At 46.4% G+C, this 26,562-nt stretch carries 26 protein-coding genes; 7 read left to right on the top strand and 19 right to left on the bottom strand.

What is annotated here, in order from left to right:
* Positions 1 to 19 precede the first annotated feature (19 nt).
* The 5 genes from ICN22_RS02630 to ICN22_RS02610 form a co-directional block, all read right to left on the bottom strand.
* Positions 20 to 1,000: an aspartate carbamoyltransferase catalytic subunit gene (locus ICN22_RS02630; RefSeq protein WP_216168706.1), complete on the bottom strand. Its 981-nt coding sequence runs from the start codon at positions 998 to 1,000 to the stop codon at positions 20 to 22.
* Positions 997 to 1,503 (bottom strand): bifunctional pyr operon transcriptional regulator/uracil phosphoribosyltransferase PyrR, encoded by a 507-nt coding sequence (pyrR, locus tag ICN22_RS02625; protein WP_216168840.1) that lies wholly within the window; start codon positions 1,501 to 1,503, stop codon positions 997 to 999. The genes ICN22_RS02630 and pyrR overlap by 4 nt, the downstream gene beginning before the upstream one ends.
* A 1-nt stretch (position 1,504) precedes the next feature.
* Entirely contained in the window at positions 1,505 to 1,930 is a 426-nt protein-coding gene (ruvX, locus tag ICN22_RS02620) for a Holliday junction resolvase RuvX (protein ID WP_216168705.1), read from the bottom strand.
* A complete protein-coding gene (locus ICN22_RS02615) occupies positions 1,923 to 2,507 on the bottom strand; it encodes a YqgE/AlgH family protein (RefSeq protein WP_216168839.1) in 585 nt (194 codons plus the stop codon). The genes ruvX and ICN22_RS02615 overlap by 8 nt, the downstream gene beginning before the upstream one ends.
* Positions 2,508 to 2,620: 113 nt before the next feature.
* On the bottom strand, positions 2,621 to 3,439 hold the full coding sequence (locus ICN22_RS02610) for a YdcF family protein (RefSeq protein WP_216168704.1): 819 nt from the start codon (positions 3,437 to 3,439) through the stop codon (positions 2,621 to 2,623).
* A 79-nt stretch (positions 3,440 to 3,518) separates the two neighbouring features.
* Between ICN22_RS02610 and ICN22_RS02605 the strand changes: the two genes are divergently transcribed.
* Together ICN22_RS02605 and ICN22_RS02600 are read left to right on the top strand one after the other, a co-directional pair.
* Positions 3,519 to 5,009 (top strand): cryptochrome/photolyase family protein, encoded by a 1,491-nt coding sequence (locus ICN22_RS02605; RefSeq protein WP_216168703.1) that lies wholly within the window; start codon positions 3,519 to 3,521, stop codon positions 5,007 to 5,009.
* 36 nt (positions 5,010 to 5,045) lie between these two features.
* Positions 5,046 to 5,885 carry a symmetrical bis(5'-nucleosyl)-tetraphosphatase gene (locus tag ICN22_RS02600; protein ID WP_216168702.1) on the top strand — a complete coding sequence of 280 codons (840 nt, stop codon included), beginning with the start codon at positions 5,046 to 5,048 and terminating at the stop codon, positions 5,883 to 5,885.
* Between the two features lie 6 nt (positions 5,886 to 5,891).
* On the opposite strand, the gene hemL is transcribed toward ICN22_RS02600, so the two are convergent.
* The 10 genes from hemL to ICN22_RS02550 form a co-directional block, all read right to left on the bottom strand.
* Positions 5,892 to 7,184: a glutamate-1-semialdehyde 2,1-aminomutase gene (hemL, locus tag ICN22_RS02595; RefSeq protein WP_216168701.1), complete on the bottom strand. Its 1,293-nt coding sequence runs from the start codon at positions 7,182 to 7,184 to the stop codon at positions 5,892 to 5,894.
* Between the two features lie 56 nt (positions 7,185 to 7,240).
* Positions 7,241 to 7,411 (bottom strand): rubredoxin, encoded by a 171-nt coding sequence (locus ICN22_RS02590; protein WP_011902084.1) that lies wholly within the window; start codon positions 7,409 to 7,411, stop codon positions 7,241 to 7,243.
* A 23-nt stretch (positions 7,412 to 7,434) separates the two neighbouring features.
* Positions 7,435 to 8,901 carry a THUMP domain-containing class I SAM-dependent RNA methyltransferase gene (locus ICN22_RS02585; protein WP_216168700.1) on the bottom strand — a complete coding sequence of 489 codons (1,467 nt, stop codon included), beginning with the start codon at positions 8,899 to 8,901 and terminating at the stop codon, positions 7,435 to 7,437.
* A gap of 34 nt (positions 8,902 to 8,935) precedes the next feature.
* Positions 8,936 to 9,361, bottom strand: coding sequence for a CopD family protein (locus ICN22_RS02580; RefSeq protein ID WP_216168699.1), 426 nt, complete (start codon positions 9,359 to 9,361; stop codon positions 8,936 to 8,938).
* Between the two features lie 45 nt (positions 9,362 to 9,406).
* Positions 9,407 to 10,693, bottom strand: a complete 1,287-nt coding sequence (locus tag ICN22_RS02575) for a glutamate-5-semialdehyde dehydrogenase (RefSeq protein ID WP_216168698.1) — start codon at positions 10,691 to 10,693, stop codon at positions 9,407 to 9,409.
* Positions 10,694 to 10,754: 61 nt separating this feature from the next.
* The gene (gene holA / locus ICN22_RS02570) at positions 10,755 to 11,816 is read right to left on the bottom strand and encodes a DNA polymerase III subunit delta (RefSeq protein ID WP_216168697.1); all 1,062 of its coding nucleotides are present in this window, start codon (positions 11,814 to 11,816) and stop codon (positions 10,755 to 10,757) included.
* 19 nt (positions 11,817 to 11,835) lie between these two features.
* The gene (locus tag ICN22_RS02565; protein WP_216168696.1) at positions 11,836 to 12,363 is read right to left on the bottom strand and encodes an LPS-assembly lipoprotein LptE; all 528 of its coding nucleotides are present in this window, start codon (positions 12,361 to 12,363) and stop codon (positions 11,836 to 11,838) included.
* Positions 12,364 to 12,399: 36 nt separating this feature from the next.
* Positions 12,400 to 15,072 carry a leucine--tRNA ligase gene (gene leuS, locus ICN22_RS02560; protein ID WP_216168695.1) on the bottom strand — a complete coding sequence of 891 codons (2,673 nt, stop codon included), beginning with the start codon at positions 15,070 to 15,072 and terminating at the stop codon, positions 12,400 to 12,402.
* A 63-nt stretch (positions 15,073 to 15,135) separates the two neighbouring features.
* Positions 15,136 to 15,936, bottom strand: a complete 801-nt coding sequence (gene dapB / locus ICN22_RS02555) for a 4-hydroxy-tetrahydrodipicolinate reductase (RefSeq protein ID WP_216168838.1) — start codon at positions 15,934 to 15,936, stop codon at positions 15,136 to 15,138.
* A 68-nt stretch (positions 15,937 to 16,004) separates the two neighbouring features.
* Positions 16,005 to 16,724, bottom strand: a complete 720-nt coding sequence (locus tag ICN22_RS02550; RefSeq protein WP_216168694.1) for an outer membrane protein assembly factor BamE — start codon at positions 16,722 to 16,724, stop codon at positions 16,005 to 16,007.
* 48 nt (positions 16,725 to 16,772) lie between these two features.
* On the opposite strand from ICN22_RS02550, the gene fur reads away from it, so the two are divergent.
* Entirely contained in the window at positions 16,773 to 17,225 is a 453-nt protein-coding gene (gene fur, locus ICN22_RS02545) for a ferric iron uptake transcriptional regulator (protein ID WP_216168693.1), read from the top strand.
* A 105-nt stretch (positions 17,226 to 17,330) separates the two neighbouring features.
* On the opposite strand, the gene gap is transcribed toward fur, so the two are convergent.
* Together gap and tkt are read right to left on the bottom strand one after the other, a co-directional pair.
* Complete coding sequence (gap, locus tag ICN22_RS02540; protein WP_216168692.1) at positions 17,331 to 18,359, bottom strand: type I glyceraldehyde-3-phosphate dehydrogenase; 1,029 nt, start codon at positions 18,357 to 18,359, stop codon at positions 17,331 to 17,333.
* Between the two features lie 56 nt (positions 18,360 to 18,415).
* A complete protein-coding gene (tkt, locus tag ICN22_RS02535; protein ID WP_255533799.1) occupies positions 18,416 to 20,410 on the bottom strand; it encodes a transketolase in 1,995 nt (664 codons plus the stop codon).
* Between the two features lie 43 nt (positions 20,411 to 20,453).
* Here tkt and ICN22_RS02530 point away from each other — a divergent pair, with 43 nt between their 5' ends.
* Positions 20,454 to 21,215 carry a 16S rRNA (uracil(1498)-N(3))-methyltransferase gene (locus ICN22_RS02530; RefSeq protein ID WP_216168691.1) on the top strand — a complete coding sequence of 254 codons (762 nt, stop codon included), beginning with the start codon at positions 20,454 to 20,456 and terminating at the stop codon, positions 21,213 to 21,215.
* A 53-nt stretch (positions 21,216 to 21,268) separates the two neighbouring features.
* Here ICN22_RS02530 and ICN22_RS02525 read toward each other — a convergent pair whose 3' ends face one another.
* Both ICN22_RS02525 and ICN22_RS02520 read right to left on the bottom strand, forming a co-directional pair.
* Entirely contained in the window at positions 21,269 to 21,889 is a 621-nt protein-coding gene (locus ICN22_RS02525) for a barstar family protein (RefSeq protein ID WP_216168690.1), read from the bottom strand.
* Between the two features lie 138 nt (positions 21,890 to 22,027).
* Positions 22,028 to 24,367 (bottom strand): NADP-dependent malic enzyme, encoded by a 2,340-nt coding sequence (locus ICN22_RS02520; protein WP_255533798.1) that lies wholly within the window; start codon positions 24,365 to 24,367, stop codon positions 22,028 to 22,030.
* Positions 24,368 to 24,438: 71 nt separating this feature from the next.
* On the opposite strand from ICN22_RS02520, the gene thiL reads away from it, so the two are divergent.
* The 3 genes from thiL to ICN22_RS02505 are packed head-to-tail and all read left to right on the top strand — an operon-like array spanning position 24,439 to position 26,560.
* The gene (thiL, locus tag ICN22_RS02515; RefSeq protein WP_216168689.1) at positions 24,439 to 25,461 is read left to right on the top strand and encodes a thiamine-phosphate kinase; all 1,023 of its coding nucleotides are present in this window, start codon (positions 24,439 to 24,441) and stop codon (positions 25,459 to 25,461) included.
* Positions 25,458 to 26,039 carry a phosphatidylglycerophosphatase A family protein gene (locus ICN22_RS02510; protein ID WP_216168688.1) on the top strand — a complete coding sequence of 194 codons (582 nt, stop codon included), beginning with the start codon at positions 25,458 to 25,460 and terminating at the stop codon, positions 26,037 to 26,039. Before thiL ends, ICN22_RS02510 begins: the two co-directional genes overlap by 4 nt.
* Entirely contained in the window at positions 26,036 to 26,560 is a 525-nt protein-coding gene (locus ICN22_RS02505; RefSeq protein ID WP_216168687.1) for a CinA family protein, read from the top strand. Before ICN22_RS02510 ends, ICN22_RS02505 begins: the two co-directional genes overlap by 4 nt.
* The last annotated feature ends 2 nt before the right edge of the window (positions 26,561 to 26,562 follow it).

Here is a 26,562-nt window from a genome sequence, read left to right as displayed (position 1 = left end):
CAATTGTTCGTAATGGCGACTAGTTGCCAGCAACGATAGACATCACCGCCATCCGCACCGCAATACCAAAAGTGACTTGATTGAGGATGACTGACTGAGGGCCATCGGCCACAACAGAATCAATTTCTACGCCGCGATTCATTGGGCCTGGATGCATCACGATAGCATCAGGTTTGGCTAAGGCTAGGCGTGTAGGAGTTAAACCATACTCTTTAAAGAAAGCATCACCCTCTGGAACCTGGCCTGCTTTCATGCGCTCTTTCTGAATACGCAATGTCATAACAACATCAACACCTTTTAAACCATCTTCCATGCTGTGGAAAACCTTTACTCCCAGCATATCTAAATCGCTTGGCAAAAGACTCTCAGGACCAATCGCACGAATGTCCGTGCAACCCAAAGTCCTCAAAGCGCAAATATTCGATTTTGCAACTCTGCTATGAACAATATCACCTACGATGGCAACCTTCAAAATACTAAAATCTTTTTTGAAGTGGCGCATCGTATACATATCTAGCAAGCCTTGAGTCGGATGCTGATGACTACCATCACCAGCATTCACTACGTGCACATGCGCAGGCACATGTTGTGCAATTTGAATAGGAGCCCTCGAAATACCATGGCGTACTACAAAAATATCCGCCTGCATTGCCACTAAGTTATCAATGGTATCTAAGAGACTTTCGCCTTTGGCAGTTGAAGATGTGGAGATATCTAAATTAATGACATCCGCCGATAAACGTTTAGCGGCAATTTCAAAGGTAGTTCGAGTGCGGGTAGAGTTTTCAAAGAACAGATTGAATACGCTCTTGCCACGAAGGAGTGGTACTTTTTTCACTTCTCTCGCAGGATCCATCACACTCACAAACTGTTGTGCGGTATCAAGGATGTGCAGGATTTGCTCTTTTGGCAAACCTTCTAAAGTTAGCAAGTGAGTTAACTCACCAGCGGCATTAAATTGATTTACTGGGGCGTTTACTAAATCATTAATTCCGCTCATGCTGCGCGCTCCTCTAATTGGAAGCTGAACTTGCCAGCGCCATCTTTTTCTAAAACTAATATTTGGCTCTCTGGAATGCTCACCCGCTCTCCCACAAAATCGGCTGAGATGGGCAACTCACGATTCTCACGATCAGCTAAGACCATTAACTCGACTTGCGCTGGTCTACCAAAATCAAATAACTCATTCAGTGCTGCGCGAACCGTACGGCCAGTGAGCAAAACGTCATCAATCAAAATCACGTTTGCACCATTCACCTCAAAAGGAAGATGGGTAGACATGGTGCTAGCGGTTCGAAGTGCTGTCATACCCTTCTCAGCATAGTCATCTCGATGAAAAGCCACATTAATTACGCCAAATTGAGGTAGTTTTAAATCTGCAGCTAAGCGCTCTGCTATCCAAGCACCGCCCATTGCAAGACCAGCCAACTCAAACACATCGCCAGCTTTTTTGCGCTGATTCAAAGTATCCAATAACTTCAGATAGGACTGCTCTGCATTCATCTCAACTAATCCAATTCTTCTCAAGAAAATACTGCTCCAAAATCAAGGCTGCAGACTCGGCATCCAAATTGTCTCGCATATCGGGGTCACCTTCTAAAACAGCAGAGGTATAGCGCTCATCCACCCACTCCACCGGCAACTGAAAGCGTCCATGCAGCTGATTGCCAAAGCGGCGAGCCTTGGCACTCATTTCATGCTCGGTACCGTCAGGGTGGCACGGCAACCCCACCACCAACTGATTTGGTTGCCATTCTTTGATGAGGGTCTCAATGACCCTAAATCGCACATCCTCAGATGGCTCCTCAACAACCTTTAAGGGCTGGCCAGCTTTGGTCAGAGCATTACCAACAGCAACTCCAATGCGTCGAGTCCCGAAGTCAAAAGCCATGACTGTCAGCTCTACACCCTTCTTAATGCCCTCAGGCATGCCCTGCCTCGCCTGATAAATGAGAGGGGTCAAATCCCAGGAGGCCCATGGTCCGCTCATAGCGCTGACCAGAAGGGGTATCAAAAATAATCTCAATCATTTGCTGCTGGGACAAGGGGACATTGATCCAGCCATTGAGGGTAATCTCCTCTTCAAGCTGTCCTGCACTCCAGCCCGCATAACCCAAGGTCATTAAGAATTTACTGGGCCCAGAACCTGTTGCCACGGCCTCAAGCACATCCTTGGATGTTGTCATGGTCAAACCGCCTGGAACGGCCAAGGAAGAGCTGTAAGCCACCTCTGTAGTGGGCTCGTGCAAGACAAAACCACGCTCGATTTGCACTGGACCACCAAAATAGACTGGTTGCTCAAATACTGGCTCAGCCTCCAGTTTGACCTCGATTTTTTCAAATAAGGCACCCATATCAAGCTCGGTCGGACGATTGATCACCAAGCCCATTGCGCCCCGTTCAGTATGCTCAAAAAGATAGATGACTGAACCCGCAAAATTAGGATCGACCATCCCGGGCATAGCAATCAGGAATTGGTTTGCTAGATGATCAGCAGAATGAGCAATTGAGGACCCAGCAGCAGAAGCTTGGGAAGTCTGGGTGGGTCTTGCAGCTTGACCCACAGGGGCTTTTTTAGCCATGTTCATGTGAGTTTATTTTACCGAACTCTCTGCCTCGGCTAGATCTTTCCGGTAATCGAGTAGGCCAGAAGACCCACCATCTCATGTAGGAGGTTATTCCACTGTTTAGCACCTCCCATCAGATCAAAGGAACCCCAATGCAATCGATTTCCCGTTTGGTAATCTACTGGAACGGGAATTACCGCAATCCCCTGTTTTTGGAAAATCTTTACTGATCGGTACATATGCGATGCCGAAGTAATCAGCAGCCAAGGTTTAGGGGATATATCAGCCTCTTTGGCACTCTTCGCACCCAACTCCAGGATCATGGGCTTCATCAAAACGACATTTTCATAGGTGTTGCGGGACTGATTTTCATAATGAGCCTTTTTATCCGGCAAACCCTGCTCAAAAACCAATTGCTTAAAGGCATCCGCCTCGGACATCCCAATAGGCACTAGACGCCCAGAGAAGCCACTAAAAATAAAGGGTAGATCAGGATACTTACGAATCAACTCAAAGGCTTTGGTCACACGCTCGGCTGAGGAATGAATAGACACCTCACCCCGATCCAGCGCGATTTCACCACCCTCAATTGCACCGCCCAAAATAATGATCCCACCAAAATCTGCTTCCGACATCTGCGCAAGCTGAACCTTTGGGACGCTATCTTCAAGAGTTCTTAAAAAGACCTCGGATGTGGGGAGCCATCCAACCAGTAATAAGTCTGCCAAAGCGAAAAGCAAGAATCGCTTGCAAAGATGGGGTTTTCTAAGACTCAGAAATAACAAGCTGAGCGCAACAAAACCAATGAGCCAGTTGAGAGGCTCAATGCAAAACTGCACTAGTTTTGAAAAAACGAAAAATAATGTATCCATTAGCTATCAGTCTGTTTAATAAGCAGAATATTACTCGCAAGCCAAGCGGGTCGGTCTAATTAGCCCTAATATAGGGGCTATGAAAAAAGCTCTCGTTTGGCTACGCCGTGATTTACGCCTATATGACAATGCCGCGCTTCATCACGCCCTAAAAAATAATGACCAAGTTTGGCTAGCGTTTATCTTCGATACTGATATTTTGGATCCACTGAAATCCGAAGATCTGGATGCAAGTGGCCTCAAACATGATCGCCGCGTAGACTTTATTTGGCAAGGTCTGCAGCAAATCGACGAGCAATTACGCAAGCAAGGTGGCGGACTAATTGTTCAGTTTGGCAAATCCACTACGTGCATTCCGAAGATTGCTGAAACTCTGGGTGTCAACACCGTTTACACCAATCATGACTATGAGCCTTCGGCAATTGCCCGAGATACATCTGTAGCAGAATCACTGGAGAAACTGGGCATTGAATTAGAGACTTTCAAAGATCAAGTGATTTTTGAGAAAAAAGAGATTCTGACTAACTCTAATACGGTGTTCTCTATCTTTACGCCCTATAAAAATAACTGGCTAAAGACGCTACAAGAAAAAGATATTGCCGCTTATGACTGCGATCCTAAAAAAGGTCAGTTAGTTGCTACCCCCAAATCATTAGAGGCACCCCTCCCATCTCTAGAATCTATGGGCTTTAGCCCGACAGGTATTGAGGCTTACTTACCTCCGGGACCTGAGGGTGGCCAAAGCTTCTTAGAAGACTTCCTTCACCGCATTGATCAATACCAAATCGGTCGAGACTTCCCAGCAATCAAAGGTGTGAGCTACCTATCCGCCCACCTTCGCTTTGGCATGCTCTCGATTAGAGGCTTGGTGCGCGAAGCACACCGCCGCATGCTTGCTGGCAGTATGGGTGCAACAATCTGGTTAAGTGAACTGATTTGGCGTGATTTTTATTTCATGATTCTGGCCAATCACCCACGCCTTGCTAAAGGTGCCGCTTTCAAATCTGACTATGACAATATCGAATGGGAAAGTGGTGCTACTGCCAAGAAATTATTTAAAGCTTGGTGTGATGGCAAAACAGGCTACCCATTAGTGGATGCCGCTATGTGCCAACTGAATCAAAGTGGCTACATGCACAACCGATTACGGATGGTGGTTGCCAGTTTTCTGACTAAAGATTTAGGAATTGATTGGCGCTGGGGTGAAATGTATTTTGCAAAACACCTCAATGACTTCGAACTATCTTCTAACAATGGTGGATGGCAGTGGGCTTCTTCTTCAGGATGCGATGCGCAGCCCTACTTCCGCATCTTCAATCCCATTACCCAATCTCAAAAGTTTGACCCCGAGGGCAAATTTATCCGTCGCTACTTACCTCAACTAGACAAGCTCTCCAAAAAATCGATACATGCGCCTTGGGAATCTGGTCATATCGAACTAGAAGCAGCTGGCATTCTTTTGGGGCGCGACTACCCCCTGCCAGTTGTTAATCATGATGAAGCACGTAAAAAGACCTTGGTGCGCTACAGCGTAGTTAAAAAAGTGACCGCTGAGGATTCTGCAACTTAATTGCGGGCTTTAGCACGTTCCGCTTTAAGATAGGGTATGAGCAAGATCTATGCAGTAGGTGATATTCAGGGGTGTGCTCCCTCTTTAAAGGCGCTCGTCAAAAAACTCCCCGCCGTGTCCAAGATCATTTTTTTGGGCGACCTTGTAAATCGCGGTCCAGACTCCTTGGGTACCTTGCGCTACCTCAAGAAATTACAAGAAGAGAAACGCATTGAGTGCATTCTCGGGAATCATGATCTCCATTTGCTTGCGGTAGACGCTGGTATCCGCAAAACTAAGGGGCTAGATACCGTACAACCCATTCTAGATGCACCTGATAGAGCCGAGTTAATGCATTGGTTACGTCATAGACCAATGGCTCTGAGTAACGGAAAAGTACTCACTGTTCATGCTGGGGTGCTGCCCCAGTGGGATCTTCAACAAACGATTGAATGCGCGCAAGAAGTAGAAAAAGCGCTTCGCAAAAAATCCTATAAAGATTTCTTAGCGAATATGTATGGCAATACCCCAAATAGGTGGAGTAATTCCCTAAAGGGCTATGAGCGTTTACGCGTCATCACCAACGCGTTAACCCGAATTCGTTTTTGCACTCCCACTGGCATCATGGAGTTTGAAAGCAAGGAAGGTTTTGAGGATGGTCCCAAAGGCTATATCCCTTGGTTCAAAACACCCAAAAGAAAAACACAAGACTCCCTGATTTATTTTGGACACTGGTCAACTCTAGGGCTGCTCCAGCATGGGAATGTGATTGGCCTCGATACAGGCTGCGTCTGGGGTGGAAAGCTCACTGCCATGGAGATTCCAGAATCCGGTAAGCCTAGCAAGAAGCTAGAAATCATCCAAGCGGCTGGTTATGACCATCCACTCAGAATGTAATTCTTCTTACAACTTCTTAAATGCAGTTTTCGCTGCGGTGATGATCTCTTCTAAAACTGCATTGTCGTGAGTAATGGAGGTAAATCCAGCTTCATACGCAGATGGGGCTAAATACACCCCTTGATCCAGCATCAAGTGGAAGAATTTCTTAAACGCTTCGATATCGGTTTTAGTCACCGCCTCAAAAGAAGTTGGGACTTCACTCGCAAAGTAAAAGCCGAACATCCCGCCAACACTGTCTACTGCAAAAGGTACGCCCGCTTCATCTGCCGCAAGCTTAAACCCAGCCATAAGCTTTTCAGTTTGCCCAGTCAGGCAGTCGAAGAAACCTTCTCTTGAAATAATCTCTAGTGTCTTTAATCCCGCAGCTACTGCAACTGGATTACCAGACAAGGTGCCCGCTTGGTAAACATTACCCAGCGGCGCTAACTTGGACATAATTTCTTTTTTACCGCCAAAAGCAGCCATCGGCATACCGCCGCCCATGACCTTACCAAGACAAGTCAGGTCGGGAGTAATGCCCTGCAAAGATTGTGCGCCACCCAAAGCAACCCTAAAGCCCGTCATGACTTCGTCGTAAATTAATACACTGCCATGCTGACTCGTCAACTGGCGCAGTGTCGATAGAAATTCTGCTGAGGGCTTAATGAGATTCATATTGCCAGCAAACGGCTCAATAATCACCGCGGCAACCTGATTACCCTGCCTCTGAAACACTTCTTTCAGTGCTGCCGCATCGTTATATGGCAATACTAAGGTGTGCTTCACCAAATCGTGTGGCACACCGCCAGATGAGGGTGCGTTTTGAGTGGAGTCTGCAAAAGTCAGGAGGCCAGAACCTGCTTTAACTAACAAACTATCAGCATGGCCGTGATAGCAACCCTCAAATTTAATAATAAGATCGCGCCCCGTATAGCCACGTGCAAGACGCAGTGCACTCATCGTCGCCTCGGTGCCACTTGATACCATTCGTACCTGCTCAATACTGGGAACTAGTTGGCAGATGCGTTCGGCCAATTCAATTTCACCTTCGGTAGGAGCGCCGTAGCTAAAGCTCGTTTCTGCAGCCCGCTTGACTGCTTCAACCACTTCTGGATTCGCATGGCCCGCAATCATAGGGCCCCAAGACATAATCAAATCAATATAACGCGTACCTTCAGCATCCCAGAAATAAGGACCTTTAGCTTTAGCAACAAAACGCGGTGTACCGCCTACCTGACGAAAGGCACGTACTGGAGAATTCACACCCCCAGGAATTGTTTTTTGTGCGCGCTCAAATAAGATGTCATTTTTTCCCAAGATACTTTTCCCGATTTAGCTAATGAATTTAAATATTGTCTAATTAAATTGATCTATTAGATCGCCATCATTTCAAAGTCTTCTTTGCGTGCACCACACTCAGGACAGGTCCAGTTCATGGGTACATCTTTCCAAAGCGTGCCTGGCGCAATACCCTCTTCAGGTAAACCAGCAGCTTCGTCGTAGACCCAGCCACAAATTAAGCACATATATGTTTTAAATTCCATTACCGTCTTCCTTATTGATCTTGTTATTTTAAATCGGATGCAGCGTCACGCTTTTGATGCATCTCAAACTTAAATAATCTGCATTCTAAGGGGCCATTAAACAAAGGGGTGCGCTTAGACTCCTTGATACGCAACTGCCCTGGCAAGGCCATATCTGCTGTCAATACAAAGATATTCCAGCCACCAAAAGCATCCTTGAGATGCTGGCCAAACTGCCTTAAGAACTCAACGAACTTAGGATCCTGTTCTTCCTGAGCTTGTAACTTTTTGAGAGACTCACGGCTAGAGCGTTTAGCACTCTGACGACCTGTTTCTAAATTAAAGGCATAGCGATCTTCTGGCTCTTCAGCTTGCTCATAGGAGTCCTGCTCCATATCGCCACCCGCAGCGCGATCTTGACCCCGTCCACCCTTAATCACTAAGCGCTCACCATAAGGCGGGTTCAATAGCATCACACCATTTTGAGCATGTGCTGGCGGCCTACTTACTAAAGCATCAATTTGACGCGTTACTGGTAAGCCCGGCAACTGAGCCCGCTGCCAATTACCTTTAAACATGGCTACCAAGCGCTCATTAATATCACCGCCACTAATACCCAAAGACTCTGAGTCTGGGAACTGTTTACGCTTTTCCATCATCTCAGCATGCACAGCGTCTTTTAGAGAGACCCAGCGCTTTTGTTCAGCAGCCTCATTAAATGGTTTGAGTCTCTGAAAACCAAACCCATGAGCGGAGGTTACTAATGGGCGATAGGCCAAGCGACTCGGCTTAGCGTCATCACCATACATCCCCGCCCGAATAGCTCCCGGCGGAATAGCCAAAGCCATTTGTGCAGCCTCAACCAAAAAAGTACCACTACCGCACATCGGATCAAATAAAGTTTGTGAAGGCTTCCAGCCAGTAATCGACAAGATACCCGCTGCAAGATTTTCTTTTAAAGGTGCATCACCTTTTTCATCACGCCAGCCGCGTTTAAATAAGGCCTCACCTGAAGTGTCCAAATAAATCGTGGCATGAGTTGCTGTTAAATGAGCTTGTACTCGTACATCCGGAAACGCAGTATCGATACTTGGACGATCACCAGTCACATCACGGAGGCGATCAACAATCGCATCCTTAATCTTCAAGGTCGCGAAATTCAAGCTCTTCAATGGGGAGCGATGCGCCGTGACATCAACACGCAGGGTTTGCTTAGAAGAAAACCATTCTTCCCAAGCTAAACCACTAGCCAACTTATACAAATCTTCTTCCTGGCGGTATGGCGATTCCGCCATTTGGAGTAATACGCGGCTCGCAATCCGTGAATGCAGGTTCAATGCCATAGCAGCCGATATTGGTGCCGCCAAACCTATTCCGCCCGTAGGACTTGTAGGCGTAGGATCAATCACCCAAGCGCCTAAGGCTTTGCAGTCAGGGCGCTGCGCAATACTTGCTAGCTCTTGTGCAAGAGGCACTTCTAGTCCACCTGGACAAACAACAAAAAATCTCATGATGCTAGCAATCTAAAAGGGGTGAAATAACAAATTAAGGCTTAATGACTACCAAAGCTGTCACGATCAATAGAAGAAGGACCGGCGCTTCATTAAACCAACGATACCAAACTCCTGAATGGGTATTAACACCATTGCGGAACTTTTTGAGTAAGCCCCAACAAGCATGGTGATAGCCGATCACTAAAAGTACAAAGAACAACTTGGCATGCATCCATATCTCACCAGCACCAATTCTGAAATGCAGCCACAAAGCAAGGCCTAGCAATACAGCAGGTACCGCCAATATGGTCATAAATCGAAATAAACGATTAGCCATACCAAGAAGGCGTGCATAGACCTCGGGATTTTTTTCATCAGCCAAGTTCACAAAGATACGCGGGAGATAAAACAAGCCTGCGAACCAAGATGCAATCAAGACAATATGAAAAGTCTTGGTCCATAAATATGCATTGCCCATGGTAAATTATTTCCGTTCTGTTATGAGACTAGATTAAGTACGTATTTAAGTGCGAATTTCGCCATGACCCATGACGATATATTTAAGAGAAGTTAGACCATCCAAGCCAACAGGTCCACGAGCATGTAACTTGTCATTCGAGATGCCAATCTCTGCGCCAAGACCATACTCAAAGCCATCTGCAAAACGGGTGCTAGCATTGACCATCACGCTGGCACTATCGACTTCACGCAAGAAACGATTTGCTTGTGCTTGATTATTGGTAATGATGGCATCGGTATGTTTACTGCCATATTCCTCGATATGGCTCATCGCCTCGTCCATATCCGCAACCGTCTTAATTGACAAAATCGGTGCCAAATATTCTGTTTGCCAATCTTCTTCAGTGGCATTGACTAAGCCTTTAAAACCCGCTGCCTCAAGAGTATTTCGAGTTTGATCATCAACACGTAACTCCACACCCTTCTCTTGATAGATTTTGCAAAGGGCTGGCAACACTTGTGGTGCAATCGCTTTATTTACTAAGAGCGTTTCCATTACATTACATGGCGCATAGCGCTGAGTCTTGGCGTTATCGCAAACCTTGATTGCCATTGCGACATCAGCATCGGCATCAATATAGGTGTGACAGATACCATCCAAATGCTTGATCATAGGTACGCGCGCTTCTGCCATCAAACGGGCAATCAAGCTCTTGCCACCGCGTGGAACGATCACATCAATATATTGGGTCATGGTGATCATTTCGCCAACAGCAGCGCGATCTGTAGTGCTCACAACCTGCACTGCATCCATGGGTAAATTGGCAGCATCTAAACCTTCTTGAATCAATTGCGCCAACAAGGTATTTGAATCAATCGCCTCTGAGCCACCACGCAAAATCACTGCATTGCCAGACTTCAGGCACAGCGCAGCAGCATCAATCGTCACATTTGGACGAGATTCATAAATGATGCCAATTACACCAAGTGGCACACGCATCTGACCGAGCTCAATACCAGAAGCCTGCTTTTGCAATGGGGTAATTTTTCCAATCGGATCTTCTAAGGAAACAATTTGCTCCAAACCTAAGGCCATAGACTCAATGGTCTTTAGCGTCATGGTGAGGCGGTCAATAAATGCTGCATCCTGACCATTATTTTTGGCGCGAGCAACATCAAGCGCATTGACTCGGACAATTTCTTCAGAGCGTTCACGAACCAACTTGGCAATATGCAATAGCGCCTGATTTTTCTGCTCGCTTGATGCCCGCGCCATTGCGCGTGATGTCTGACGAGCTCGTCGGCCAATATCCTGCATCATGTTCTGAATGGTATTTTCTGAATTACTCATATCTTTGCTATGTCTAATTAATCTTCTTTTATCCAAGCCTGCTTCTTCACCCCAGATTCATCTAGCGCAATAAATTGCCTACCAAACGCAAGCCATCCCAAGGATCCGCTGGTAATTCCGCCGCATGTAATCCCTTAGCTTGACGATCTAAACCTGCAGCCACCTGCATTGCCCTGCGCAACCTCAAAGGCTGCACCCGTTTTAGAGCCATAGGATATAAACGCTCTTTGTTGCCCCAGATGCGGTTAGCACGCATTAAGTTCTGTACAGATTCTCCAGTATCACTTGCGGCCTTCAATTTCGATAGTATCCGAAGCTCTTCCGTTACGCTCCACAGAATCAAGACTAGGGGCTCACCCTCACCTTTAAGGCCATCTAACATGCGATTGAGGCGAGGCAGATCACCAGCTAGCATTGCTTCAGTCAATTCAAAGACGTTATAGCGTGCTACCTTCAAAATTGCAGAACGAATTTGTTCCTCAGTAAGAACGCCAGCGGGATGCAACAAACCCAACTTCTGAATCTCTTGATGGGCAGCAATGAGGTTTCCCTCCACCTGCTCTGCAATAAAGGCTAAGGCGCGTTGGCCGTCTGGACCAGACTGCACTTCTTGGCCCTGTTTCTTTAAGCGGCCCGCAATCCATTGCGGCAATTGCGTGCGATCCAGAGAATCCAATTGAATCGCCATACCTGCCTCATCTAAAGCAGTAAACCAAGCCGAGGTTTTGGTCTTGCCATCCAATTTCGGCAAGATGATGCAAAAAATCGTATCTGGGCCTTCAGAGCCTACCAACTGAGACTCGATTTGGGCGGAGAACTGCTTGAGTGCATCAGCACCATCACGTCCTGGCTTACCTGTAGGTATACGTAATTCAACCCAGCGCTTATCTCCAAATAAAGACATGGTCTGACCAGCACTTAACAGAGCACTCCAATCAAACCCGCGCTCTTGTAATAAAACTTCGCGATCGGTGTAACCCATTTTTTTAGCAGTGGCACGCAACTGATCCATCGCCTCCATCATCAACAGAGGCTCATCACCACTAAAAATATACAAAGGATTTAATGAAGCTGCAGAATTGAGCGACTTCAAATGAAGCTGTAGGGCATCGCTCTTAACCATGCGATTTGATCGTCATTCTTTAAAATCTTCGAGCCTGTGGTGCTCGAGCAGATGCAGAAACACGACGCAAAATTTGTACTGCAAGATCTCGCTGCATTAAAGTCAGGAACTGCTGTATTTGGACATCGGTCGCCAAAACGGTGGACACCGAAAAATCCATATCACGAGTCATATAGATTTCAGTCTCAGGCACAATGTCTGCCCCAGTGTTGTCATACGCTCTAAATCCAACGCGAATATTTAAGCGATAGGCGGAGACTTGACCATTGGAGTTGTAAGCCAAGATCTCACGACCATTTAGATCGCTAATAATATCCAGGATTAGATCTGCATCTTTAGGATTAATCGCTACCTTAGCATCTGTGCCCGTCAAAATCGCTGTCTGAAGATCCGTTCTGAGAGGTGGTGATGGGCTACCAGTAATCGCAATGACTTTGAAGGGCAAATCGACCATGCCACGCAAACGATAGCCGCAGGCAATCAAACCACTGACTGGAGCCAAGGCTAAAAGCCCAAGCATGGTACGTCGAAGGTGATTTACGCGCATGTGTTTAGTTTCTCTTCAAAATAAAGCGTTAGCGATCTAAGCAACAATATTAATCAAGCGGCCAGGAACCACAATCACCTTTTTAGGTGCTGCGCCATTTAATACTTTTACAGCAGGCTCACTTTGTAATGCCAAAGCCTCAATTTGCTCTTTAGTGGCATCGGCAGGAACACTTATATCGCCACGCAACTTGCCATTAATTTGTAACATGATGGTCAACTCAGTTTGAATCAGCGCATCTTCATCTACTAAAGGCCATGGCGCATCCAAAAGAGTGCCAAATGATTGATCGCATCCAATCTCATTCCAGAGGGCATGCGTTAAGTGAGGCACTACTGGGTAAAGCACCCGAATCAAGATACTTAGGCACTCACGCAACACAGCGGGTCGCACTACAGTCTTATCACCTAATTTTACGGGCTCTAAGACATTGAGCATTTTCATTGCTGCAGAAACTACGGTGTTGTACTGACGACGCTGATAGTCAAAGTTAGCCTGCTTCAAAATGGTATGCACTTCACGACGCAATTCTTTTTCTGCATCATTTAAATCGCTTGGCAATCCCTCACTAGCAGCGCGGATTAAATCTGCCTGATCGCTGGAATATATCCACACGCGGCGCAAGAAACGGGAGGCCCCTTCTACGCCAGCGCTAGACCACTCCAACTGCTGCTCAGGAGGAGCAGCAAACATCACAAAGAGCCGCGCAGTATCAGCGCCGTATTGATCAATCAAGGCTTGAGGATCAACGCCATTATTTTTACTCTTAGACATTTTCTCAACGCCACCAATAATGACTGGTGTGCCAGAAATATCACCTTTCAGCTTGGCGCTTTGAGGGCGACCTTTATCATCTAGTTCGAGCTCTACATCCAAGGGATTTAACCAAGTCTTTTTACCAGAAGCCTCTTCAGAGTAATAAGTCTCATTGAGTACCATGCCTTGCGTTAGCAAGTTCTGAAATGGCTCATCAAAAGTAATGAGATTGAGATCACGCATGACCTTGGTCCAAAAGCGCGCATAGAGTAAATGCAAAATCGCATGCTCAATGCCGCCAATGTACTGATCCATTGGCATCCAGTATTCATTACGCTCATCAACCATGGTCTTCGCATCTGGGCCGGTGTAACGCATGAAGTACCAAGAAGAATCCACAAAGGTATCCATGGTGTCAGTCTCACGACGCGCAGGCTTGCCGCATTTTGGACATTTCACATTCAGGAAGTCGGCACGCTTATTGAGCGGGTTACCGCTACCATCAGGCACGCAATCTTCAGGCAACACCACTGGTAAATCCGCCTCAGGCACTGGAACTGCGCCGCAACCAGGATTACTCTCATCACCACAATGAATAATCGGAATCGGTGTTCCCCAATAACGCTGACGAGAGATACCCCAATCACGCAAACGATAAGTGGTTTTGATTTCACCAATACCCATTTGCTCTAAATCTTTAGCTACTGCATCCACTGCCTCTTCATACGATAGGTCATCATACTTACCGCTATTAAGGCACACGACATCCTCTTTTTGGGCATACCAATCTTGCCAATGGCTACTATTAAACATGTCCGAAGGGGTGCGCAAAGCAATCACTTGCTTAATCGGTAAATCGTATTTGAGTGCAAATGCAAAGTCACGCTCATCATGTGCGGGAACACCCATGACAGCGCCATCGCCATAAGACATCAAAACATAATTACCAACCCAAACCGGTATCGACTCGTTAGTCAATGGATGTCTCACATACAGGCCGGTAAACATACCTTCTTTTTCTTGAGTCGCTAGATCAGCTTCAATCACACTACCGGTTTTGCATTTCTCGATAAATGCAGCTAACTCAGGATTATTGGTGGTCGCCAATGTTGCCAAAGGATGCTCAGCCGCTACTGCGCAGAATGTAACACCCATGATGGTGTCAGCACGCGTTGTAAATACATGCAGCTGACCATCTTGAACAAAGTTGCCATGCGCATCGGCAATCTCGTGCTTAAACGCAAACCGCACACCTCGACTCTTACCAATCCAATTCTGCTGCATCGTTTTGACGCGTTCAGGCCAACCTAAATTATCTAGGCCAGAAAGTAATTGCTCTGCATATGCAGTGATATTGAAGTAATAGCCTGGGATTTCACGCTTTTCTACCAAAGCACCAGAGCGCCAACCGCGCCCATCAATCACCTGCTCATTTGCCAATACAGTTTGATCGATTGGATCCCAATTAACCACTTGAGTCTTGCGATACGCAACGCCCTTTTCAAGCATCTTCAAAAAGAGCCATTGATTCCAGCGGTAGTAATCAGGATTACAAGTGGCTACTTCACGTGACCAATCAATTGCTAGACCCATCGCCGCCATTTGCTTTTTCATATAAGCAATGTTGTCGTAGGTCCATTTAGCTGGTGGCACTTTATTCTGAATCGCTGCATTTTCAGCGGGCATACCAAACGCATCCCAGCCCATCGGCATGAGAACGTTGTAGCCCTGCATACGTAATTGTCTAGCCATCACATCATTGATGGTGTAGTTACGAACATGCCCCATATGCAACTTACCAGATGGATAAGGCAACATCGAGCAGGCGTAGTATTTTGGTCTTGGCTTGCCCGAAGCATCTACTGCGTTCTCGGCTACCTTATAAGCTTGCGCACTTTCCCAATCAGCGCGTGCTGCAGATTCGATACTGCGGTGATCGTAATCCTTACTCATTCAATACAACTCTTTTCTTCTATTCTGATTTATTCAACTATTTACTTCGCTGATTTACTTCGCTCACTTACGTAGACCTAGAACATCTTGCATGTCATAAAGACCGGAGCCCTGAGCTTGTAAGAAGCGTGCAGCGCGCAAAGAACCTTGTGCGTAAGACTGACGACTAGAGGACTTATGGCTAATCTCAATCCGCTCACCCTCGCCCGCAAATAAGACTGTGTGATCACCCACAATATCTCCACCACGGATAGTGGCAAAACCAATCGAGCCTGCTTTGCGCTCACCGGTATGACCTTCGCGTACATATACCGCAACATCGTCCAATTTCTCACCAAGCGCATCTGCTATCACCTCGCCCATTCTGAGGGCAGTGCCAGATGGAGCATCCACTTTATGGCGGTGATGGGCTTCAACGATTTCAATGTCATAACCTTCGTTCAACATCTTGGCGGCGATTTCTAGCAGCTTAAATGTCGCATTGACGCCCACACTCATATTTGGAGCAAATACGATGGCTAAGTTTGCAGAGACTTTCTTCAGGTTACCAATTTGCTCTGGACTCAGACCGGTAGTACCGATAATCATTTTGCTACCTGTCTTTTGCGCAACAGCTAAGTGAGCCATCGTGCCTTCTGGACGAGTGAAATCAATTAAGAACTCAGCACCACTTAAAGCCTTCGCAATATCTGATGTAATGGCTACACCAGTTTTTTTGCCTAAGAACGCGCCCGCATCTTCACCCAGTAAAGGGCAAGACTCATGCTCCAGCGCACCAACAAGCTCAGCGTCGGTGCAATTGAGCACTGCCTCGATCAACATTTTTCCCATGCGGCCGGTTGCACCAGCGATTGCAATTTTCATCATCTGTATCTTCGTTTCTTATTCAAGGTTGTCGAAAAACTTCACTCGACATCAACACAACTTCATATTTATTTAACTTCACTAGCCTGCGGGACATTGAGTGCACCAGGTCCTAACTGTTGAGGCACCGGCTGAGCATCTGGCGACTTTTTTGAAAAGCTAAAGAAGTCCCAAAATGAACTACTGACAGGAGCTGCAGGCACTGTAGCCCCAGCGGGCAAATTATTAGTTGGGCTAGGAACCAGCAACTCTGGCTGCTGCAAAGGTGGGGTTACTGGTGGCTTATTCGATCCAGTCATGACATCCCAAAATGAGCGTTTGGTTTTTGCATAGCCATCAATCTCAGCAACCAACTCAACATCGGTTGGTAATGGGTCACCCTGAAACTTCACCAGTTTATCGCCTTCGAAAAATACCGTTACGCGACGCTCTTTACTCATTTTCTGATTAGCACGCTTAAATTCAAAAACGTAGTCCCAGCGATTGGCATGGAAATAACTAGCCAGCAAAGGTGTGCCTAGAATCTGACGCACTTGCTCACGACTCTGACCCACCTGCAGCTTCGCGTATTGCTCACTCGAAATAAAGTTACCCTGCACCACATCTGGAACATAAGGTCTAAAGACTTTATTCATCCAGGCACGCTGGGTGTCATCAACGGCGCTGGTGCAACCAGTGACAATCATTACCGAACTCACTGCAGTGATGACTAAGCCCGCCCGAGCGAGGTCAAAAACTCTCAAAATGGAGTTCAGTAGACGGGTAAAAAGTTGAAGGCAATTTTGCATAGCAGGCCGTATCATTAAGACATTGATTTTAGCTCCCAAACCCTGAATATGAACCAAAATCCGACTCCAGCAGATTTACGCGACATTGGCCTTAAGGCAACCGGTCCACGCATGAAAATCTTGGACTTCTTTCATCAAAATGGTGGGACGCACTTTAGTGCCGAAGACGTCTTTATGGCACTAGCCAAAGATGACAAAGAAATTGGTTTAGCCACGGTATATCGGGTGCTCACCCAGTTTGAGCAAGCAGGCATCTTGCTCCGCAGTCATTTTGAGTCCAGTAAAGGGGATAGCAGGGCTATTTATGAACTAAACGAGGGTCAGCACCATGACCACTTGGTCTGCCTAGACTGTGGTCACGTTGAGGAGTTTGTAGACGAGGCGATCGAGAAAAGGCAGCGCGATATTGCTAAAAACCTTGGTTTCAAGCTCCAGGAGCACTCTTTAGCCATGTATGGCCATTGCCAAAAGAAAAATTGTCGCAATAAGCCAAAGTCCTAATTTAGCAAGATAAGTGCAATTAACGAAAAAAGACCTCAATTGAGGTTTTTTTACATGAATAACACGATTTTGAGTGGTTTTAAGCTTAAAAAGCTACTTAATTTCTCACTTTACAGCCATCAATGCTTCAGCCGCATTGAGCATTTGAACTGAATAACCCCACTCGTTGTCATACCAAGCCAATACTTTGACCAACTTACCATCCGCTGAAACACGAGTCTGTGAAGCGTCATAAATACTAGGGCGTGGGTCGTGGTTGAAATCGATGGAAACCAAAGGCAAGGTATTGAAACCCAAAATACCCTTCAATTCACCTTCACTGGCTGCCTTGAGGATAGAGTTCACCTCATCCACACTAGTAGCGCGGCTGGCAGCAAAGGTTAAATCCACAACAGAGACGTTAATTACTGGCACACGCATTGCAAAACCGTCAAAGCGACCTGCTAAAGCTGGCAATACCAAGCCAACCGCTTTTGCAGCGCCTGTCTTGGTCGGAATCATGCTGGTCACAGCAGAACGCGCCCGGCGCATATCCTTGTGATACACATCAGTCAGAACCTGGTCATTAGTAAATGCATGGATCGTGGTCATCAAACCAGACTCGATACCAATTTTTTCTAGTAATGGTTTCACCAATGGGGCGAGACAGTTCGTTGTGCAGCTTGCATTAGAGACCACAACATCGCTTGCCTTGAGAACTTGTTGATTCACACCATAAACAATCGTGGCATCTACATCTTTTTCACCTGGGGCAGAGATCAATACCTTCTTCGCACCCTGAGAAATATGCACCATAGCTTTTTCTTTGGAAGTGAATTTGCCTGAGCACTCAAGTACTAAATCCACACCTAACTCACCCCAAGGAGTTTCCAAAGGATTGCGAGTAGAGAACATCTTGATGCGATCGCCATTGACTACCATGCAATCGCCATCTACTTCTACTTCAGCAGGAAAACGACCGTGTGCAGAATCATATTGCGTCAGGTGCGCATTGATGTCGATATCACCCATCGCATTAATTGCAACGATTTTGATATCGCGCCTTGGCTTGCCATTGACTTGATCTTCATACAAAGCACGCAAGACCATGCGGCCAATACGACCATAACCGTTAATTGCGACACGAATTGTCATTCCATTTCCCTTGCTCATTTTGAATTCTTAGATGAATACTTTGTTTCTGATCTTTTCTATTTCTTTGCAATACATTGCTTCACTGTTTTAGCAATCTGATCGACCGTTAAACCAAAATATTCATAGAGCACAGGTGCTGGCGCAGACTCACCGAAGGTATCAACGCCATGCACTGCTGCGCAACCATACTTCCACCAGAAATCACTTACGCCCGCTTCAACAGCAATGCGTGGAATATCTGTCGGCAAAACTTTTGCTTTGTACGCAGCATCTTGTTGATCAAATACTGTCGTTGATGGAATCGAAACCACACGAATACCAAAGCCTTCAGCATCTAAACGATCTGCTGTTTGCAACGCCAAGGCGATTTCTGAACCAGTAGCAATGATCACTGCCTTGATCTTTAATTTCTTGGTGTCACGCAAAACATATCCACCGCGGGCAATATCTTTTACTTGCTGACTATTACGTGAAACAAATGGGCAGTTCTGACGACTGAAGATCAAAGCGCTTGGGCCATGCTTACGCTCAATTGCAGAGCCCCAAGCCACCGCACTCTCAGTGGTGTCACAAGGACGCCAAACCATTAAATTCGGAATCAGGCGCAAGCTCGCTACATGCTCAACTGACTGATGAGTTGGACCGTCTTCACCTAAGCCAATAGAGTCATGCGTAAAGACAAAGATGCTGCGCAATTTCATCAATGCAGCCATGCGTATTGCATTACGACTGTAATCAGAGAAGGTTAAGAAGGTACCACCGAATGGAATGTATCCACCGTGTAAAGCGATACCGTTCATGATGGCACTCATACCAAATTCACGAACACCGTAATTAATGTGGTTACCCCACTGATCACCACGTACAGGCTTGCATGAAGACCAGTTTGTTAAGTTGGATCCTGTTAGGTCGGCAGAGCCACCCATGAACTCTGGTAATGCAGGAGCCAATGCCTCGATGGCATTTTGACTTGCCTTACGAGTAGCAATCGTTTCTGCTTTGGTTTCACAATTTTTTAAATAAGCTTCTAAAGTTTTGGAGAAATCCTTAGATAAGTCGCCTTGCATACGGCGCTGTAATTCAGAAGCGAGTTCTGGATATTTATTTTTGTACGATTGGAATTCTTTATTCCACTCATGCTCAGCAGCTTGGCCACGCTTCTTGAAATCCCAAGCTTCGTAAATATCTTTTGGAACTTCGAACGGCGCATACGGCCAATTCAATACGACACGGGTTGCAGCAATTTCAGCTGCGCCCAATGGTGAGCCATGTACCTTGTCACTTCCGGCCATATTGGGAGAGCCTTGACCGATAGCCGTCTTGCAACAAATCAATGTTGGCTTGTCGCTCTTCTTCGCTTTAGCGATTGCACTCGATACAGCCTCTGCATCATGACCATCAACAGCGCGAATCACATTCCAGCCATAGGCCTCAAAACGCTTTGGCGTATCTTCGTTAAACCAAGAAACCACTTTGCCATCAATCGAGATGCCGTTGTCATCCCATAGCGCGATGAGTTTATTCAGCTTGAGTGTGCCAGCCAATGAACACACTTCATGACTGATACCTTCCATCAAGCAACCATCACCCAAAAATACATAGGTGTGGTGATCAACAATATCGTGACCGGGACGATTAAATTCCTGAGCTAATAATTTTTCTGCCAGCGCCATACCAACCGCGTTTGAAATACCCTGACCTAAAGGACCAGTAGTCGTTTCTACTCCGGGGGTAATTCCATACTCAGGATGTCCTGCAGTTTTGCTGTGTAACTGACGGAAGTTTTTCAACTCGCTCATCGGCAAGTCATAACCAGTCAGATGCAATAAGGAATACAGCAACATCGAGCCATGACCATTTGATAAAACAAAGCGATCACGATTCATCCAATGAGGATCGGTTGGGTTGTGTTGCAAATGTTCATTCCAAAGACCGACTGCAATATCAGCCATACCCATTGGCATTCCAGGGTGACCGGAATTGGCTTGTTGAACTGCATCCATGGATAAAGCACGAATGGCGTTTGCCATACGAATTTGTAGGTTTGACATCGTAAATTTGGTCTCGAGAAAATTAATTAGCTATATTTCAGTAATGCCTCAATTTTATCTTCCCGGCCCATGGGAAAACCAAAAGCCACATACCCTCACCCCTGAGCTCGCACATCACTTGCGCGTCCGTCGCATCCAAGTCGGTGAATTTTTCCCCATCTTTGATGGAAAAGGCCACGTTGCCCAGGCCAAGCTGCTCTCACTTAGCAATAAGTCAGGGGAGGCCGAGCTAAGTGATATTCGCCAAGACACACATCGTGAGAGCCCCTATGCCATTACCTTGGCACAAGGACTTGCTGGGGGCGACAAGATGGATTGGGTGGTTGAAAAGGCCATAGAAACTGGTGCTCAAGTCATTGCACCGTTGCAGTGTGAGCGCTCAGTCATTAAATTAACGCGCTCTAGCGATGCTGAGCGTGCTCAAAAGCGTCTTTTGCACTGGCAAGGCATCGTTCAAGCCGCTTGCGAACAATGTGATCGCACCGTTTTAGCCACTGTAGAACCTGTACAAAGTTTTGCAAGTTATCTACAGAAGCCACAAAAAGCCAAACTTAAACTACTTTTAAGTCCTGATACCGATAAAAGCCTCTATTCAGTTTTGCTTGACAGTCCACCGCAGGATATTATTTTGATGATTGGGCCGGAAGGTGGGCACACTCCAGAAGAGGAAGCGCAAGCGCAAGCTGCGGGTTATCAAATAGTCTCTCTAGGCGATCGAGTACTACGAACAGAGACCGCTGGAATTGTGGCAATTACTGCAGTTCACAGCGTTTGGGGCCCAGAAATGCAAAAACGCCTCAAATAGAGGCGATTTTTGTTGTTTTACTGTCTTACTACTTCACTCGTTAAATCGAGTGATTAGGCAAAGGAGTAGAACACACGGTATGGTGTGCGGCGCTCAGACCAGAAATCCACAGCATCACGGAACACATCTAACAGAGTCTCGCGAGCTTCTTTGTCAAACTTCTGCGTGCAAGGCAAACCTTCGAGTACCACTACGAAACCTGGCTGGGGACCTGATTTATCAACAGTAGTCGTCAAAGCATCCAGTAAAGGATCGAAATTCTTCGCCTGTTGCTTGGTGAATGTGTAAGCAATCGCAATCGCCTCTAAAACCTCACCCTTAGTCATCGCATTTGCACAATTAGCGTAAATGAAATGCTGGCCAAGTTCAGTAGCAGCTTCCTGAAGATCAGGAGTGCGGAAAGCACGAATAGATTGCACGATATTAGGGCGCACACTGCGCAACATTGCCGGCGGTCCGGCATCGCGAACGGCCAAAGCGGCACGCCAAGAAGCTGTCACTTTTTTCCCCGAAACTTGATTTGCTGCATAGGTTTGTAAACGAGATAAACCGCCCTCAGCATAGATATTGGCTGCGGATGACTCGATTTCGAGTCGATCGTTACTATCCCAACTTTCAGCCCGACTGTGTTCGTCAAAGCCTTGTGTAGTGCCGTTTTCAGAGCGATTATTCATGATGGATGCTAGATTACCCTTAACACGCCATCAAATCAAGCCCAATTACAGTACATTTTATATAAACCATTGATTTATATAGTAATTATTTATGGTAGTTAACACTAACTAACATAAATAAAAGTACAGCCCTAGTTCTTAGACCGCCCCTCTAGCGTTGCTTGCTGCTTCAACTACCGCCAAAGTGGTCAAATTGACGATACGGCGCACAGTAGCGGCTGGCGTCAAAATGTGAATTGGCTTTGCAACTCCTAAGAGCAATGGTCCGATTGCGATACCGTTACCCGCAGCAGTCTTCAATAAGTTGTAAGAAATGTTGGCAGCGTCAATATTTGGCAGTACCAACAAATTAGCATCGCCTTTTAATGGTGATGAAGTAACCGCACCGGCGCGAATGGTTTCATCCAAAGCGCTATCACCATGCATTTCACCATCCACCTCGAGACTAGGGTCTGCTTTTTGAATCAAAGCCAGTACCTCGCGCATTTTGACTGCGGATGGAGCGCTACTAGAACCGAAATTGGAATGGGATAAGAGTGCCACCTTGGGCGCTATGCCTAATTTACGCATTTCGTTTGCAGCCATCAGTGTGAGTTCAGCCAATTGCTCTGCTGTTGGATCGATATTCACATGGGTATCCACCAAGAAGACTTGGCGACCCGGCAAAATCAATCCAGACATTGCGCCATAAACATTAGCGCCCGACTCTTGACCTACCACCTCGTCAATGTACTTCAAATGGGTTGCTAAGTTGCCAACGGTTCCGCAGATCATGCCATCAGCCATGCCTTTACTAATCATGATGGATCCGATCAAGCTATGGCGGCGACGCATTTCTAACTTGGCAAAAGATTCGGTGACTCCTTTACGCTCAGTCAAAGCTAAATAGGTTTGCCAGAAATCACGGAAGCGTGGATCATTCTCTGGATTCACAATCTCAAAGTCTTCACCCGCTTTAATACGTAATCCGAACTTGTCAATGCGGTGCTCGATTACCGCAGGGCGACCAATCAGAATTGGTGTAGCCAAATGCTCATCGACAATGATTTGTACTGCACGCAATACGCGCTCATCTTCACCCTCAGCAAACACGATCCGTTTTTGTGCAGCAGGTACTTGTTTAGCAATACTAAACAATGGCTTCATCAAAGTACCGGAGTGGTACACAAATTGTTGCAACTGATTGCGGTAAGCATCGAAGTCTTTAATTGGGCGCAGGGCCACGCCGTCCTCCATTGCCGCTTTAGCAACAGCGGGTGCAATGACGGTAATTAAACGCGGATCAAACGGCTTCGGAATTAGATACTCGGGGCCAAAAGATAAGTTCTCAATACCGTATACCGAGGTTACTATTTCGCTCTGCTCAGCTTGTGCCAACTCCGCCACAGCCTTTACCGCTGCGACCTCCATGCCACGTGTGATGGTCGTAGCTCCAACGTCTAATGCACCACGGAAGATAAACGGAAAGCACAACACGTTATTCACTTGGTTTGGATAATCAGTACGACCCGTTGCCATTACCGCATCAGGACGAACCTCCTTGACCTCCTCAGGCAAAATCTCGGGGGTTGGGTTTGCCAAGGCATAGATCAATGGCTTATCAGCCATTTTCTTCACCATCGATTGCTTGAGAACACCGCCAGCTGAGAGGCCTAGAAAAATATCAGCGCCTTCAATCACTTGATCTAGGGTGCGTAAATCAGTCTCCTGACAGAACGGCTCCTTCTCTGGATCCATTAATTCTTGACGACCTTTGTATGCAACACCAACTAAGTCAGTAACCCAAATATTCTTTCGTGGAATACCAAGGTCAACCAATAAATCCAAACAAGCTAATGCAGCAGCGCCAGCACCAGAGGTGACTAATTTCACATTAGCAACATCCTTACCGACTACTTTTAAGCCATTCAGAATCGCAGCAGCAACCACAATTGCAGTTCCATGTTGGTCATCATGAAAGACTGGAATCTTCATGCGCGCTTGCAACTTGCGCTCGACGATAAAACAATCTGGTGCTTTGATATCTTCTAAATTAATACCACCAAAGGTGGGTTCGAGGGCCGCAATGATTTCAACTAATTTATCTGGATCGTTTTCATTGATTTCAATATCAAAAACATCAATGCCAGCAAATTTCTTGAAAAGAACTGCTTTACCTTCCATCACTGGCTTACTAGCCAATGGTCCGATATTTCCGAGTCCCAATACTGCCGTACCGTTGGTGATCACACCAACTAAATTACCTCGAGCTGTGTATTTGAAAGCATTAGCGGGATCTTTAACAATTTCCTCGCATGGGGCAGCAACGCCAGGTGTGTAAGCTAGGGCTAAGTCACGCTGATTGGTTAACTGCTTCGTTGGGGCAATTTCAATCTTCCCCGGGGTTGGGAACTCATGATAGTGAAGAGCAGCCGCCCTTAAATCTGCTATTTGCTGTTCTTTACTGCTATTGCTTGGTTTACTCATCAGTTCACTCATCTATAAGCCATATTCAAGCTTTAATTCTATTCCTCTCAGATGAAAGAGTCCCAAGAGCCATAAAATAGGGCATGCAATCTCAAACCTCCTCACTTGGTGAATTTGATCTAATTCAGCGTTTCTTTAAAACGCAGTCGGAACTGATGCTTGCCAGCAACCCCGGCTCAGTAAAGATGGGGATTGGTGATGATTGCGCCCTACTTACAATCGACCCTACTGAAGAGATTGCAATCACCAGCGACATGTTGGTCAGTGGCAGACACTTTTTTCAAGACGCCAATCCAGAGTGGCTAGGCTGGAAAGCCCTAGCAGTCAACCTCTCAGACCTGGCTGCGATGGGCGCTAGGCCGATGGGTTTCACGCTCGCACTAGCATTGCCTGAGGCGAATTCAGTCTGGTTGGAAGCGTTCAGCAAAGGTTTATTTGCAATCGCCAATCAATTTGCTTGCCCCCTCATTGGTGGCGATACTACCGCCGGTCCGCTCAATATTTGCATCACTGCTTTTGGCAGCATTCCAAAAGACAAAGCTATTCGCAGGTCTGGGGCATTGGAGAGCGATGATATTTGGGTTTCGGGAGCCGTTGGTGACGCAAGACTTGCTCTTGCTGCACTGCGTCACGAAATTGAATTAGAAAAAGACGATTTGGAAATAATTGAGGCGCGCATGCATCAACCCACCCCTAGAATAGATTTAGGTATTGCCTTAAGAGGCATTGCCAATTCTGCTTTGGATATCTCCGATGGTCTATTGGGTGATCTAAGACATATCCTCAAGCAATCAGGTAAAGATGCAGAAATCTATTTAGAGCGGATCCCTAAATCCGCTACGCTACGCAAACAATCACCCACCATTCAGAATCAATATGCAGCAAATGGCGGTGATGATTACGAGCTGTGCTTTACTGCGGCAAGCGGTGCAAGAGATGCGATCACCAAAATCAGCGGGGACTTAAATCTTCCACTGACTCAAATTGGTACTGTCAAATCCATGCAACACTCAGCACCCGAGATACGCATCATCGATAACGATGGAAAAGAATTAAATTCTCAGCAAGCAGATTTACTGCTGAAATCTTTTGATCACTTCGCATGAATACCCAAACCAATTCAAAAGGCTCCTCCGCATTGACCCCTAGCTTCAAGTGGGTCTTTGCTAAACCTAGTCGCGCCCTGGCGTTCGGACTAGGTAGTGGCCTGGCGCCATTTGCACCTGGCACCGCAGGAACACTGTGGGCTTGGGCTATTTTCTTATTGGGTGATTACTTTCTATCAACTGAAGCATGGTGGTGGATTATTGGCGCAAGCATTCTTCTGGGTTGCTGGATCTGTGGACAAGTCAGTGAAGAGTTAGGTAAAAAAGATTTTGGTGGCATTGTGCTGGATGAAGTGGTCGCCTTCTGGCTCGTATTGATACTTATCATGCCAGCAACCTTATGGATACAAATTTTGGCATTTGCACTATTCCGATTCTTTGATGCGGTAAAACCTGGTCCGATTGGAATGATTGATCGGCACTTTAAACATTTAGAGAATGGCGATCATTCTTCTCCATCGAGTTTTGGCACAGTGTTGTGGCGTGGTTTTGGAATCATTGCAGATGATCTCGCTGCTGCATTATTCACGCTTCTCCCAATAGCGCTTGTACAAATTGGATTGGGTTATCTCTCATGAAAAATAATAACGATCCTCAGCATGAATTAGCGAGAGCTATTGCCCTGACTTTAGTGGGCCGAGGCTGGAAAATTGTCTTGGCTGAATCCTGCACTGGCGGCCTTGTCTGCGCAACTCTAACGGACTTAGCAGGCTCGAGTGATTGGCTGGAACGAGCTTATATCACCTACAGCAATGCCGCAAAATCAGAATGCTTGGATGTTCCAGTGGAAACCCTTGAATCTTTTGGTGCAGTCAGTGAACCAGTTGCCAAAGCCATGGCTGAAGGGGCGCTACGCAATGCTAATGTCAATGCTGCAATCTCTATCACAGGCATTGCGGGACCTAGTGGTGGTTCAGCAGAAAAGCCGGTTGGCACCGTCTGCTTTGGCTGGGCGATTAAAGAAAATACTGGGCATGATGTTGTGAATACTGTCACGCTTACCAAACACTTCAAGGGGGATCGTCAAGTAGTGCGAGAACAAGCGCGTGATTTTGCGCTCTCTCAATTTTTGGAATTACTTAAACCCAAAAACGACTAGCA

Source organism: Polynucleobacter bastaniensis (assembly GCF_018882205.1).
Classification (GTDB): domain Bacteria; phylum Pseudomonadota; class Gammaproteobacteria; order Burkholderiales; family Burkholderiaceae; genus Polynucleobacter; species Polynucleobacter bastaniensis.
This window is presented reverse-complemented; position numbering and strand designations above follow the sequence as displayed.

Bases quoted from the DNA above. Each gene is read 5' to 3' on its own strand.
- ICN22_RS02565 (WP_216168696.1), bottom strand. From the start codon at position 12,363: ATGCGCGTAAATCACCTTCGACGTACCATGCTTGGGCTTTTAGCCTTG.
- ICN22_RS02600 (WP_216168702.1), top strand. From the start codon at position 5,046: ATGAGCAAGATCTATGCAGTAGGTGATATTCAGGGGTGTGCTCCCTCT.
- pyrR (WP_216168840.1), bottom strand. From the start codon at position 1,503: ATGAATGCAGAGCAGTCCTATCTGAAGTTATTGGATACTTTGAATCAG.
- ruvX (WP_216168705.1), bottom strand. From the start codon at position 1,930: ATGCCTGAGGGCATTAAGAAGGGTGTAGAGCTGACAGTCATGGCTTTT.
- ICN22_RS02610 (WP_216168704.1), bottom strand. From the start codon at position 3,439: ATGGATACATTATTTTTCGTTTTTTCAAAACTAGTGCAGTTTTGCATT.
- holA (WP_216168697.1), bottom strand. From the start codon at position 11,816: ATGGTTAAGAGCGATGCCCTACAGCTTCATTTGAAGTCGCTCAATTCT.
- dapB (WP_216168838.1), bottom strand. From the start codon at position 15,936: ATGAAAATTGCAATCGCTGGTGCAACCGGCCGCATGGGAAAAATGTTG.
- ICN22_RS02510 (WP_216168688.1), top strand. From the start codon at position 25,458: ATGAATACCCAAACCAATTCAAAAGGCTCCTCCGCATTGACCCCTAGC.
- ICN22_RS02530 (WP_216168691.1), top strand. From the start codon at position 20,454: ATGCCTCAATTTTATCTTCCCGGCCCATGGGAAAACCAAAAGCCACAT.
- ICN22_RS02520 (WP_255533798.1), bottom strand. From the start codon at position 24,367: ATGAGTGAACTGATGAGTAAACCAAGCAATAGCAGTAAAGAACAGCAA.
- ICN22_RS02550 (WP_216168694.1), bottom strand. From the start codon at position 16,724: ATGCAAAATTGCCTTCAACTTTTTACCCGTCTACTGAACTCCATTTTG.
- leuS (WP_216168695.1), bottom strand. From the start codon at position 15,072: ATGAGTAAGGATTACGATCACCGCAGTATCGAATCTGCAGCACGCGCT.
- ICN22_RS02580 (WP_216168699.1), bottom strand. From the start codon at position 9,361: ATGGGCAATGCATATTTATGGACCAAGACTTTTCATATTGTCTTGATT.
- ICN22_RS02575 (WP_216168698.1), bottom strand. From the start codon at position 10,693: ATGAGTAATTCAGAAAATACCATTCAGAACATGATGCAGGATATTGGC.
- ICN22_RS02505 (WP_216168687.1), top strand. From the start codon at position 26,036: ATGAAAAATAATAACGATCCTCAGCATGAATTAGCGAGAGCTATTGCC.
- fur (WP_216168693.1), top strand. From the start codon at position 16,773: ATGAACCAAAATCCGACTCCAGCAGATTTACGCGACATTGGCCTTAAG.
- ICN22_RS02630 (WP_216168706.1), bottom strand. From the start codon at position 1,000: ATGAGCGGAATTAATGATTTAGTAAACGCCCCAGTAAATCAATTTAAT.
- ICN22_RS02605 (WP_216168703.1), top strand. From the start codon at position 3,519: ATGAAAAAAGCTCTCGTTTGGCTACGCCGTGATTTACGCCTATATGAC.
- ICN22_RS02525 (WP_216168690.1), bottom strand. From the start codon at position 21,889: ATGAATAATCGCTCTGAAAACGGCACTACACAAGGCTTTGACGAACAC.
- ICN22_RS02585 (WP_216168700.1), bottom strand. From the start codon at position 8,901: ATGAGATTTTTTGTTGTTTGTCCAGGTGGACTAGAAGTGCCTCTTGCA.
- tkt (WP_255533799.1), bottom strand. From the start codon at position 20,410: ATGTCAAACCTACAAATTCGTATGGCAAACGCCATTCGTGCTTTATCC.
- ICN22_RS02590 (WP_011902084.1), bottom strand. From the start codon at position 7,411: ATGGAATTTAAAACATATATGTGCTTAATTTGTGGCTGGGTCTACGAC.
- gap (WP_216168692.1), bottom strand. From the start codon at position 18,359: ATGACAATTCGTGTCGCAATTAACGGTTATGGTCGTATTGGCCGCATG.
- thiL (WP_216168689.1), top strand. From the start codon at position 24,439: ATGCAATCTCAAACCTCCTCACTTGGTGAATTTGATCTAATTCAGCGT.